Genomic DNA, 12561 nt, shown 5'->3' with positions numbered 1-12561 from the left:
GTCGGGTGATTTTATTGAATGATGTACAATAGTTTTTCTCTTAACAGCCCGTCACTTTGCTGCACGCGCACCAGGTAGTAACCGGTTGGCCAGCTGCCGGGCACAGCGATTTCAAAGGTGGGCGTCCGGGGTTCCTGTTCGTAGAGTGGTTGCCCCAGTATATTGAAGACACCAACGCGCGCTATGCCTTTGGGGGCTTCCACCAATACCCGGCCGTTGCGCACAGGATTGGGGAGAAGGCGCATATCGGCTGTTTCCTCCGTCAGGGTTTGGGTGACCAAGTAGTTGGGGTTGTATACGGTCAGCATCAGGCTGTCGGTCACGACCGGCTGCAATTCCAGGCTGTCGTTGACGAGCATGACTTCCTTGATTTCCAGGAGTATCTTGGCGCTGTCAGCCTGCATAAAGGTGATCAGATCATCCTCAATGACGATGGACAAAACCCCTACCCTTCCTTCTGCTGCGGTGGGGTTGACCCCGTAGCGCGTAGAAGCTGTCTTCAGCCGGTCCGTCTGACTTGTACTGATGGTTTGGAAGCGGAAGGATTCCGAGGTGCCGCCCAGCCAATCCTGATCGTAGCTGAGCGAAATGCTTTGGATGTAGTTTTTGTTGAAAGCGATCTCAAATGCCAGCCCGTTTACCTCAGTGGGCAGGTTGGGGTAGTCCAAATCCAGGGCGATATTGACGATGGATCCCGCAGTTAGCGGAGGGTTCAGCAAATCAGGCGTAAAGGCAAGCGCAGCATCCATGCCCGGTACAGCGGCAGGGAAAACAACCGGGGCCGGTGTGGAGTGGCTTTGCCCGAAATTGGTCACCACCGCCAGCATATCCGAGAGGTTGACCTGCCCGTTGCCATTGGCATCCGCATGCGCATAGCCCACGCCACTGGGGAAGCTTTGCATCCAGTTGATGGAAACCGGCATTTCTTCAAAAATGGTGCCGGTCTGAATGCGCGCCGGACCGGCACTGCCATAAGCATAACCGGTGTACAGCACATCTGCCTGATCGACTTTGCCGCTGTTGTTGGCATCGCCCGGGTAAACCTGCGCCTGCAGGCCCGAAACGAAAACCCAGAAAGTTGCTATCCAAAATATCTTCCGCATGGGTGATTACTTTTTCTTACACTACAAAAGTAAGGGCAAGGCGGAGGGGGCACAACTACATTTTTTTATATTTGTATGTGTAAGAACCTAAGATTATTCAAAATTTATATGCTATTTATCAGTGTTTTGTGTTATTTTTAGACTCGGATAAATATTTAAACCTGAGTTTTCCTGCTCTGATTTGTCGGCTTTTTGTCCTTTGCTTTCTTCAAGGATGTATGGCTTGAGGCACTAGATAAAATGACTACAATATGAATACCTTACCAGCTAGGCTTACGCTGATATTGTTTTTTTGCTTTTTACTCCCGGCAATAATGGGTGGGCAGGAAAACTGGATCAAGGTTTTGGGCTCTGAAGGAAAGCAGCATCATATTAACACTCTGATTGCAAATAAATCCCCACAGCGTTTAGCCCAAATGGTGATGGTATCAACGACTATTTTTTCCCACAGGGGGACGGGTTCGAGCTCATTATTATGCGGATATTTGATCGTTGGGGAGGTCTGGTCTTTGAGGGAAACAGGAATCATTCAATCTGGGATGGGCAAATGAACGGAAAGCCGGTAACTTCTGGCCTATATCCCTATGTAGCCCAATTTCGGGAGCTGGCAAGCGGGCGTACGGTAGCCCGGCAAGGCCATGTTCTACTTCTTCGGTAAAAACAACTGAGGATTCTCTAAAAAACTAGGCATATCCGATACATGAAAAACACCAAGCTCCTCCAATTCCTCCAGACCCTTGACGGCTACGACTGGCGCAGCCTGCTTGCTTTTGTGGAGAGCCCCTTCCACAATCCCAATCCGGATGCGCACCGCTTACTAGGTCATTTGCATGCTCTCTGGACAGATGGGTGGAAACCGGAAGCATTGGAACGGGAAGCCGTATTTAAGGGGTTGTTCCCAAAACAGCCTTACCACTACCAAATGCTCAATCAGCTGATGAGCGACCTGCTGAAACTGGCAGAAGACTGGCTGGTTTGGAAGCGCCTGCAGGAGGATACCGCCCTTGCCGAACAAATCAAGGCGGAAGAACTGGCCCGGCTCCAATTGGGCAAGCACTACCGGCAAGCTAACCGCAAAGCAAACGATGCGTTGGAAAAGGCACCGCTAAGCCCTACACATCACTTGCAAAGCTGGCAATTGCTCGATCTGGCCGAACAGCAGTTTTTCCGGCAAAATACGCGGCAGCCCACGCCCTTTCTACAGGAAGCCAACAGCGCCCTGGATGATTTCTTTATGCTACAGAAGCTACAGTACACCTGCGAGATGCTCAACCGGCAGCGCCTGATTGATCAGGATTTTGATCCCACATTGGTGGAGCCCGTGATCAACCATTTGTCCGGACAAGACCTGAGCTCAAAACCGCTGCACCAACTCTACCTGTACCTTTATCAGATGCTGCAGGCACCTGCCCGCCATCAGGAGACTTTTTTCAGTTATGTTGACTTATTCCGAGGGTGGAGTAACCGGCTGAGCCAGGAAACCGCCCGCCCCCTACTCTACTACGCCATTAATTATTGCATTGGCAGGATACGTGATGGTGAACGGTCTTTTGCTCCACATTTGCTGGGGTTATACCAGCAGGGAATTGACGAGAAAATTTTGATTGAGGAAAAGCAATTATCGCCCTGGACCTATAAAAACATAGTCAAGCTGGGGCTCAACCTGAAAAGGTATGATTGGGTGGAGGATTTTGTCAAAGCGTACTCAGACTATCTGCCCGCTGACCAGCAAAAGGATGCGCTGCATTACAATCTGGCTGAGCTCTACTTTTTCAGAGCAGACTACGAGACCGCCCTCAATCAGCTCCGGCAGGTGGAGTTCACGGATATTCACTACAACCTCGGCAGCCGGACGCTGCTGGCCAAAATCTACTACGAACAGGGCGCCTGGGATGCACTCGAAGCTTCGCTAAAGGCTTTTCAGGTTTTCCTGAGACGCAACCGGTCAATCTCCACCAAGGTCAAAACCCCTTACGCAAACTTCATACGGCTGACAGGCGCACTGCTGCGGCAGCTGCCAGCCTCTTATCCCACACTGCGGGCAAAGGTGGAAGCCACCCAGCCGCTCAACAACCGGGACTGGCTGCTGGCCAAGCTAAGCTAAGACATCCCTACTCCCGGTTCTGCTTCAGGCTTTGCTGGTTTTCAAAGTCATAAAGCGTCAGACGGCGCAAATCGTAATAAGCGAGCCAGAAATCACGAAGGGCACTCACATAGGCTGCCCGGGCACTCGCTTCCTGGCTGATGGAAATATTCAGGTCCGCGATTGCAATCTTGCCGATGCGGTAGCGCTGCCTGGTGATCTCCAGTTGCCGGCGGGCGACATCGTAGGCGCGCAGGGCGAGATCCACCTGATTGCGCAAGAGGCTGAACTGTTGCACTTTGATCAGGATTTCCTGCTCGAAATTGACACGGTTTTGCTGTACCTGCAGCTGCGTGAGTTCCTGATTGGAGCGGGCGATTTCTATTCGGGACCGGGCTTTGCCCCAATCCGCAATCGGTACATTGAGGCGGATGTTGAGCCGCTCCTGATCCAGTGGGTCGACATAGGCATCGCCAAACATATTGGCCGTTTGAGAAAGGGCAAAGTAGCCGTTAATATCCGCAGAAGGCCCGGTAGTGCCTTTGGCTCGGGCGACTTCCCGGTCGGCTTCGCGCAATTGCCGTTCAAAACCAACCGACTCACTGCGGTTCTGCCGGGCAAGGCTGAGGGCCTGGTCCGCATCAATATCGAAAACCGGAATTTCACCGGGCGTGGCAGGCTCAAAGTAAACGGCTTCCTGAATACCCAGAAAATTACGCAGGGCTTCGGTACTGGTCTGCAAATCGAGCCGGCTGGACGCGAGGGAAGCATCCGCATTCATAGCACTCAGCTCAATCTGGAGAAGTTCCGTTTCTGCAATACGCCCCACATCGAAACGCCCACGGGAGATGACCAAGAGGGTGTCAGCATCCCTTTTATCGCGCTGCGCCGCTTCGAGGTTGAGCTGAGCCACCAGGACATCGAAGAACAACAGTGCAGCATTATAGGCGACATCTTCCAGGTCTTCCGAAAAGGCCCGCTGGGCTTCTTCGTACACCAAAGGCTGTATCTCCTTCGCCCACTTCAGCGCATTAAACTGGAAGAGCGGTTGCTGAAACCCAATCGCAAACGGGGTGCTCAGGTAGGAAGTGGAGCCGGGGTTGTTGTCGGTTTCAAAAATATCAATCCGCTCCAAAGCGGTTTGCGCGAAGATGGAGCCACCGGTAAGGGCAATGTCCTGCTCCAGGCTCAGATTAGCCAGGTTGCTCATTAGGGCCCGGTCGATAAAGGCATCGGAACCATTGGGCAGCGTAATGGTCTGAATGGATCGGTTCAGATTGGGCAGGGTGGCCCCAAAACTGATCTGTGGACGGTAGTCTGCCAGGAAAGACTGATAACGCCAAAAGCCATTTTTGACGGCCGTCTCCGCAATCTGCACATCCGGCGCACCGGTCTGTGCCATCCGGACCACTTCTTCCAGCCCCATCCGAAGGGTATCGGGCTGAGCGTGGGCAAGGTTGCCGGACAGGGCCAGCAGTACAACAAAAAAGTAATGCTTCATCGGGATTTGTTTTAGTCAGAGCGCAAAGCTTTAATCGGGTCTTGTTTGGCGGCTTTCTGTGCCGGGAAGAGCCCAAACACCAGCCCAATGCTCGCTGCAACCCCAAAGGACAGCAGTATGCTCCAGGCAGAGACGATGGTCGGGATTTCCGCGTAAGAGGCGATGGTTTTTGCTGCGCCTACGCCCAGCAGCACGCCAATCAGCCCACCAATCAGACTGATGAATACGGCTTCAAATAAAAACTGTAAAATAATATCGAGCTGCGTGGCGCCTAGGGAGCGGCGCACACCTATTTCCTTGATGCGCTCCAGGACAGAAGCCAGCATAATGTTCATAATGCCGATACCGCCCACAAGGAGGGAGATGCCGGCAATGACCGCCAGTACGAGGTTAAAGGTTTCCTGCGTTTGCTGTTCCTGCTCGAGGAGCAGTTCCGGCACTTCAATTTCCACATCCGGTACCTGCAAATGACGGCGCTGCAAAATCCGGGCGATCACGTCTGCGCTGGCACGTAGCTTCTTGCTGTCGTCCACCCGCACCACGAGGCGGTCGAGCTGATGATAGTTTTTAGCTTTGTTTTCGTCGTTATTCCCCAGGTCATCCGGCGTGATGAGCGCCCGGTTACGGAACCGGAGCAATGCGGTGCTTACCGGGATGTAGACATCCGAATTGTAGTCCCGGATACCCAGGCGAGCCAGGCTTTCCTCGGAAGCGTTGCGTTTTTTCAGCACGCCAATTACCCTCAGCCACGTTTTGCCGCATTTGATGAGCTTGCCGACCGGGTCTTCCTCACTGAAGAAGCGTTTTTTCACTTCTGTGCCAATAATGCAAACCGCCTCCCCTTTTTCCATATGCACGGGCTGAAAGGCGATGCCCTGGCCGATTTCCAGACCGTTGAGTTCGAAAAAGTCATTCTCCACCCCGATACAGCGCCCTTTTTCCTGCCGCCCAGCCCGGACTACACTCACGGGGAGGATAATTTCCGGGCTCAGGCGGTCTACAGTGGGGACGGTTTTTTGAATGGATGCCAGGTCTGCGAGGCTAAGCCCGGGCGAATAGGGCTTTTTCTCTTCTTCCTCTTCATTTTCCGTGCTGATTTCATCGCCGCTTTCCGGTACTACGGACGTAATAACTATATTATTGGTGCCAATGAGTTTCATTTGGTCGAGTATCGCCTGTTTGGCCCCGGTGCCAATGGCGAGCATGGCGATCACTGCGCCCACACCAAAAATGATGCCCAAGGCTGTAAGGAAAGACCGGAGCTTATTGGCATTGACGCCCTCCACCGCCAGCAGGAAGTTGAATAGTACACGCTGCATAGAATCAGGTTTTGCCCGCTGGGTGGTTTAGTCAAAGATGATGACGTTGCCTCCGCTATTTCTGCTGTTGCTGGGCGGCTCAATGTCTTTTACAGATTCCTTCCGGCGCAGGGCTTCTGCCTGCCGTTTAGCCTCTGCTTCCTTTTGCTTTTTGCGGATGTCTTCTTTGATGGCCGGGTCAAGCGGCACAAAGTTAGCATCTTCTGCACCGGGGGGCGGCACCAGATAGATTTGGTCGCCCTCGGACAGGCCGTATTCCACGATGATTTCATCTGCGTTAGACAAGCCGGTGATGACCTCCTGCCGGACGACTTCGGAACCGCTATCCTTATATACAAAGGAGAGGCTGTCGGACTGCAGGCCTTCAAGAGGAATAGAGAGCATATCATCGTAAGTGCCGGTGAGTATCTCATTGCTTGTGGTCATAGCCGGTCGGAGAATAGAATCCGATTCGTTGACCTGTACGATGACCTCGAATACTTTGGCGTCGTACCCGCTGAGCTGTTCGCCTATATTTGCTACTTTGATAACCTTGCCTGTGTACTTCCGTTCCGGGAAGGCATCCACCTGAATGGCGACATCCTGCCCCTCCTGCACCTTGCTGATGTCCACCTCATTGACATAAGTTTGGGAAATCATGTCGCTAAGGTCAGGCAGTTCTGCCACAATGGGGTCCCAGGCGCTGATCCGCGAGCCCGGCTCTTTTTTGCCCCGCCAGGAACGAGCGTAGATCATCATGCCAGGTTCGGGAGCACTGATACGGAATTCCTCCGACAAGTCAGCGTAAACCTTGAGCTGTCGTTGGTTTTGGCGGAGCAGAGCATCGATTTCCTGAATTTTGGCAATGGCCTGCTGCTGTTTAAGCTCGTATTTTTTGAGCAACTGCTTGTAATCTCGTTCCGTCTTTTCGAGGTCCAGCTCAGCCTGTTGAATCACGGAGCGGGGTTCAAATTTGCTCTGTTCCACGGCGAGCAGTTTCTCCTGTTTGGTAAACTCCAGGTTAGCGAGTTCATCCCGGAGCCCACGTAAATCTATCGCCGTATCGATGCGGGCTTGTTCAAGCTGCGTTTGTATCTTTTCGAGTTCCGTCTGTACATCGCTCATCTTGCCTGCCAGCTCAGTACGGTCGAGGGAAGCCACATAATCGCCTGCTTCCACTACACTACCTTCGGGAATAAGGTCTGAAAGCGTCGTCTCATAGATACCGGCAGCACGCATGCCCTGCGGGGCTCTGATTTTGACAGAACGCTTAGCGGCTAGTTCGCCGGTAGCTGTAACCTGTATAGAAAAAGGTTGCCGTTTGAGTTGGTACCGGAGTTCCTTGTCCTGCTCTGCAGAAGTAGAACCCGACAGGAAGTACCAGCCCGCCAGCCCGCAAAGGCCAAGAAAGGCCACCAGAATAATGATGCCTGAGCGCTGCATAAGGTGATTTCTTTGATTGCATTAAAATTAAGAAAAAAACGCTGCAAAGCATCCTGTTTTACATTAACTTAACATTTACGCAGCGTAACCAAATAGTTTAATCAATTGATAAACAGACACTTGTGTAGCTTTCAACAACAAACACCTTGTTATCCACATTTTTCAACCCTTATGTGGAAAGGCTTTTGGGAGAGGCGGATATTTTTTTTGTTCCGCGCAAGCCCTTGCCAGTTAAGCCGCTAGGCGATTTATATATGATCTGCCCTATCAAAACTTTTCAACATCAGTTTTAAAACCGGCTTTTTTTTGCCAACTTTGTAGTCCTCCGATAGTTAAGGGCACAGATCAAAAACATCGGTTAAATGCGACTTGGCTTTTTACTTATTGTAAGAGCCGCCACCCTGCATTTTCAAAACCTAACTTGCTGATACTCTAGGCTTAACAGCCCACTTTTATTAATGCTTTTAAACCTGCAGAATGACAAAGGATCATGCTACAGTCTGGGGTAACTGTCTGCAAACGATTCGCAAGAATGTGAATCAGCAGAGCTTTAGGACCTGGTTCGACCCAATCAAGCCGGTACGGCTTGAAGATAATGCGTTGACGATTCAGGTACCGAACAAGTTTTTTTACGAGTGGCTCGAAGAGCACTACGTGAAGCTGCTGAAGACGACCATCCGCCGTGAACTTGGGCAAAATGGCCGGCTGGAATATCAAATTCTTACGAAGAGTGCAGTGGCAGCTGCTCCAAACGGGAAACCAAATTACAGTACAACAAACGGAACTCCAGGAAAGAAAAACGGAGGCAAGTCTGGCGCATTCGCCCCTGGCATGCTGGACAGCCAAACCATAAAAAACCCCTTCGTGATCCCGGGGATCCGCAAAATTAAGGTGGACCCCCAGCTTAACCCCAACTACCTTTTCGATAACTATATTGAAGGGGACTGCAACCGCCTTGCCCGCTCAGCCGGTGTGGCTATAGCGAAAAAACCGGGGGCGACCTCGTTCAACCCGCTGGTGATTTTCGGGGATGTGGGGCTGGGAAAGACGCACCTCGCCCATGCCATAGGCAATGAGGTCCGCCAAAGCTTTCCGGCAAAGACGGTCTTATATGTGTCCAGTGAAAAGTTTACCAATCAGATTATTCAGTCTATCAAGAATAATGCGGTAAATGACTTCGTCAATTTCTATCAGTTGATTGATGTACTGATCGTGGACGATATTCAGTTTCTGGCCAATAAGCAGAAGACCCAGGAAATCTTTTTTCACATCTTCAACCAGCTGCACCAGAATGGCAAGCAGATCATCCTGACTTCCGACCGGGCACCTAAGGACCTGGACGGCATGGAGGAAAGATTAATCTCCCGCTTCAAGTGGGGCTTGTCAGCAGATTTGCAGGCACCCGACCTGGAGACGCGCATTGCCATCCTGGAGGCCAAGATGAATCAGGAAGGCGTTGAGCTCCCGGCTGATGTAACAGAATTCATCTGCTACAACATCCAAAACAACATCCGCGAGCTGGAAGGCGTATTAGTTTCTCTCATCGCCCAGTCTTCCCTCAATCGTCAGGAAGTCGACATTGAGCTGGCCAAACGGGTGATCCGCAACTTTGTCCGGCAGATCAATAAGGAGATTACCGTCGACTATATCCAAAACCTCGTGGCGGAGCACTTTAGCCTTCCGGTAGAGAAGCTGCAGGGCAAGACCCGCAAGCGGCAGGTTGTCATCGCCCGGCAGTTGTCGATGTACCTGGCCAAGAACCTGACGGACAAGTCGCTCAAGGCCATTGGGGAGAACTTTGGGGGCCGGGACCACAGCACTGTCATCTACTCCTGCAAGACCGTATCTGACCTCATGGAGACCGACATGATCTTCAAGGACACGGTGTCGGAACTTGAAAAGAAGATCAAACTAAGCCTGCACGACCAATAAAAAGCAGTGATTGGGAACGTTGAAAAAAGTTTTAGCGTTATTTCTACTGTAAATCAGCAAAATAGAGAATACCAGTCAAAAAAGTTGGAAAAAATACGTTACAAGATTTGATTTTTTGACTGGCGTTCTTACCTTTGCAATCGCTCAAGAAAAACACACGGAAACGTTGTTCGAAAGAGCAAAAAAATTCAGGCAAAAGCGCTTGGATTTCTCAAAAAAAGTCAAGTGATTTGGGGCTCAGAAAACGGCAGATGCCACCACCCCACTCACAACTTACCAGCTCTGGCAGCTGGGTCAATTCAGGATTACCCGGTGACGTGGGTGAGTGGCTGAAACCACCAGTTTGCTAAACTGGCATACCTTCACGGGTATCGGGGGTTCGAATCCCCCCGTCACCGCTGGATTAATATAGATCGGGGCGTAGCGCAGTCCGGTTAGCGCACCTGCTTTGGGAGCAGGGGGCCGCAGGTTCGAATCCTGCCGCCCCGACTTTAAAAGACCATCTCGTTTGAGGTGGTCTTTTTGTGTTTTGGCGCAGCGCAGTCCGTTTTCAATCCCCAGTATACCCTTCGAACACAACCCCTTGGTTTCCAGTTTTATAAGTAGAGATTTTCAAAAGAAAACCGATACTTATGAGAACCTTTGGAAACTTCAGAGGACTTTTACCGAACGATGATGATACTCGCTACTCTGACCAATTCCTAAACCGTCAGGCCAGGCGGCGCATGGGGCGCCCGATCGATGACGAAGGCTTTACCGTGCCTTCCGTCAATATCCGAAATAACGATGAAAAAGAATACCTGATCGAAATGGCAGCACCGGGCTTTGAAAAGTCTGACTTCGATATCACCGTGAATAAAGGGAATCTGTATGTAGAGGCAGCTCATCACCACACGAGCCACAATGACACCTACACCCGCCGTGAACATAATTATTCCCGGCTCAGCCGCAGTTTTACCCTGCCAGAAACAGCTATAGAAGATAAAATTGATGCACGCTATCAAAATGGCATGCTGGAGATTGTTGTGCCGGTAAAGACCAATGCCGATGATGCCGGAACAATTAAGTCTATCGATATTAAGTAGCGTGTTTCAGACTGACTTCTCTTTAGCGCAAAAAGTCTGCCTCTTAGGTGAGGCAGGCTTTTTGCGTATATTTTGTAATCAAAATATTTACAACCAAACCTCTTTTTCGCTGTAGCGTCGTTTTATCGGGCTCAGATTATCCAAACGAACATGAGCACAGCCTGGCGAGTTCAAAAAAAAACCGCCAACCAAATGAAAATCTATAATCAGCTCCGGAAGCTGAAGTATATGCGTACGCTCTACAGTGGTACGCTTGCTGCTGTGATCATCTTTCTGGGCACTTATTTCACAGGAAAGCTGGGGCCGGCAGAAGCTAAGGTTAGTATTGAGGAAATGAAACCTTCCCTTCGGTTTATTTGCTCTAGCACACTGACGGCGACTTCAACCATACTGGCGTTGTTACTTACTTTATTGTCCTTTAGCAGCAGTACAGAGCGGAACATCAAAGCAGAGCACTTCGATCGCGTCAAATGGATTGCACGGTTATCTACCATTGCTTTTGCCGGAGCAATTTTTCTGCTTATGTTCCTTAACCTGCCCCTGAAAAACAATGACCTTCAGCTTGATGGCTTTTACCAGGTTACTTATTACGTGCTGCTGAGTTATGGCGCTTTGCTCGGCGGCCTGATGATATCCGTTGTTTTGATGCTCTACCGCGCAGCCAAAGCCATTATCTTGATTTACCATCCAAACCGGGACGCTGATTTCCTGTTCGTCAGCCAACAACAGCGCGAAGCAGTGGAGGGAGAAAAGAGACGTAAGAAAGAGAACAAAAACTACTAAGTCTCCGGATCCATATTAAATTCTTGCTTTCTCTTAAAAAGCTCGACTCCCGCGCACTCGCCACGTTCTTACGCTCCCCTTTTTTAGTCGCAGTAGTTCTGTTTCTAGGATACCCTTAGGTGTGTGTTCTGCTATTTTGAATATCGCGGCGGCAATTTACTAAACACCGCAATGGCTTGCACCTACCTGCTGAATAGTAATAAATCGTCTTTTCAATAAAAATGCAGGGTAGGATCTACATCACGGTTATTTTTACGTAGATTTAATCTATTATTCAGAAATGGCTGCATCTTGTTGTACTTCTCGAAGCGTCTAACAGACCCTTAGCTTCGCATAATCGCTAACCCAAATACCTTCCCAGCCGGATTTTACAGCATAAGCATAACGATTCGTCCAGCCTGTAACTAACCTTTTTTGACCCAAGTTGTATGTATAACAATAAATTTAAGCCCTGCTTCCTACTTTCTTTCTTGTTCGTATTAACTTTTTCTTTCCAAGCAGTAGCTCAGCAGACCCTGACTTTTACTGAGACACAGGTAAATGCGACTGTAGGGTTGGATAGAAAAGCTTTTGGAGGCCCTTACAGCCAGGGGTATCACCATGATTTTAATTTGGGGAGTAGTATTAGTCCCTGCGAACGCATCGTATCCATTAGTGTAGATATTACCATTCAAAGCTATACACCAAATATACCGCCTGGCTGCAGTCACTCCAATACCTTCTACAATACTTACTACGGTTGTGCGCCTTACAACGGTATGGGGGGCTCCTGCCCTACGAGCAACGTGATAGGAGAGTTGCCCTTTCCTCCTGCCGGCGCTCCCTACAGTCAAACATACGACAATGACTGCAATCCGAATACTTTCGATTTTGGAGGCAATTTTAGTGTTGATATTGTGCCGGTTTTCACCACCGGCTGCACGAACGGGCAGGATGCTGTCAATCAAGGGTACGTCGCCTTGACGTATACCATAATAGTAACCGTACAAACGGACTTGATCTCATGCACCGGAACAGGGTGTCTGGAAGGGACAACTACCGTTCAACCTTGTAACGATGGCGATCCCTGTACGGAGAATGATATGCAGACCATCTTGGATTGCGACGGAAGTATCTGTGTGCCTTGTATGGGCACGCCTATTGACTGCAGCACCGGAACTACCACTACCCTGCCCTGCGATGATGGCGACCAATGCACTACTGGAGAAACACAGACCATCCTGGATTGCGACGGAAGTATCTGCGTACCCTGTGGCGGAGGCATGCCAATCGATTGCAGCACAGGAACCACCACTACCCTGCCCTGCGATGATGGCGACCCCTGCACCACCGG

General features: G+C 50.4%; 9 protein-coding genes, 2 tRNA genes and 1 pseudogene. 8 read left to right on the top strand and 4 right to left on the bottom strand.

The features are described from left to right. Nucleotides 1-11: 11 nt before the first annotated feature. Nucleotides 12-1103, bottom strand: coding sequence for a T9SS type A sorting domain-containing protein (locus MRY86_RS24375; RefSeq protein WP_293565753.1), 1092 nt, complete (start codon nucleotides 1101-1103; stop codon nucleotides 12-14). 394 nt (nucleotides 1104-1497) lie between these two features. Between MRY86_RS24375 and MRY86_RS27260 the strand changes: the two genes are divergently transcribed. Together MRY86_RS27260 and MRY86_RS24365 are read left to right on the top strand one after the other, a co-directional pair. Continuing rightward, nucleotides 1498-1761: a gliding motility-associated C-terminal domain-containing protein gene (locus MRY86_RS27260; RefSeq protein WP_363325393.1), complete on the top strand. Its 264-nt coding sequence runs from the start codon at nucleotides 1498-1500 to the stop codon at nucleotides 1759-1761. A 42-nt stretch (nucleotides 1762-1803) separates the two neighbouring features. Then, a complete protein-coding gene (locus tag MRY86_RS24365; protein ID WP_293565749.1) occupies nucleotides 1804-3207 on the top strand; it encodes a hypothetical protein in 1404 nt (467 codons plus the stop codon). Nucleotides 3208-3214: 7 nt separating this feature from the next. Here the strand turns inward: MRY86_RS24365 and MRY86_RS24360 are convergent, their stop codons facing one another. The 3 genes from MRY86_RS24360 to MRY86_RS24350 are packed head-to-tail and all read right to left on the bottom strand — an operon-like array spanning nucleotide 3215 to nucleotide 7428. Then, entirely contained in the window at nucleotides 3215-4687 is a 1473-nt protein-coding gene (locus MRY86_RS24360) for a TolC family protein (RefSeq protein ID WP_293565747.1), read from the bottom strand. Nucleotides 4688-4698: 11 nt separating this feature from the next. Then, nucleotides 4699-6006: an ABC transporter permease gene (locus MRY86_RS24355; protein WP_293565745.1), complete on the bottom strand. Its 1308-nt coding sequence runs from the start codon at nucleotides 6004-6006 to the stop codon at nucleotides 4699-4701. Between the two features lie 27 nt (nucleotides 6007-6033). Beyond that, a complete protein-coding gene (locus tag MRY86_RS24350) occupies nucleotides 6034-7428 on the bottom strand; it encodes an HlyD family efflux transporter periplasmic adaptor subunit (RefSeq protein WP_293565743.1) in 1395 nt (464 codons plus the stop codon). Nucleotides 7429-7905: 477 nt separating this feature from the next. On the opposite strand from MRY86_RS24350, the gene dnaA reads away from it, so the two are divergent. The 6 genes and pseudogenes from dnaA to MRY86_RS24320 form a co-directional block, all read left to right on the top strand. Beyond that, the gene (dnaA, locus tag MRY86_RS24345) at nucleotides 7906-9360 is read left to right on the top strand and encodes a chromosomal replication initiator protein DnaA (RefSeq protein WP_044226721.1); all 1455 of its coding nucleotides are present in this window, start codon (nucleotides 7906-7908) and stop codon (nucleotides 9358-9360) included. A gap of 311 nt (nucleotides 9361-9671) precedes the next feature. Continuing rightward, nucleotides 9672-9758: transfer RNA gene (locus MRY86_RS24340), tRNA-Ser, on the top strand. A 16-nt stretch (nucleotides 9759-9774) separates the two neighbouring features. Then, nucleotides 9775-9849, top strand: a tRNA-Pro gene (locus MRY86_RS24335). A 143-nt stretch (nucleotides 9850-9992) separates the two neighbouring features. After that, the gene (locus MRY86_RS24330) at nucleotides 9993-10445 is read left to right on the top strand and encodes an Hsp20/alpha crystallin family protein (RefSeq protein WP_293565738.1); all 453 of its coding nucleotides are present in this window, start codon (nucleotides 9993-9995) and stop codon (nucleotides 10443-10445) included. Nucleotides 10446-10637: 192 nt separating this feature from the next. Next, a complete protein-coding gene (locus tag MRY86_RS24325) occupies nucleotides 10638-11228 on the top strand; it encodes a hypothetical protein (protein WP_293565736.1) in 591 nt (196 codons plus the stop codon). A gap of 554 nt (nucleotides 11229-11782) precedes the next feature. Further along, nucleotides 11783-12561: pseudogene (locus MRY86_RS24320) on the top strand (hypothetical protein); the annotation flags it as partial.

It is taken from the genome of Phaeodactylibacter sp. (assembly GCF_022763345.1).
In the GTDB taxonomy this organism is placed as follows: Bacteria; Bacteroidota; Bacteroidia; order Chitinophagales; family Saprospiraceae; genus Phaeodactylibacter.
Note: the sequence above shows the minus strand (reverse complement) of the source record. Positions and strands in the feature narration are given on the sequence as shown.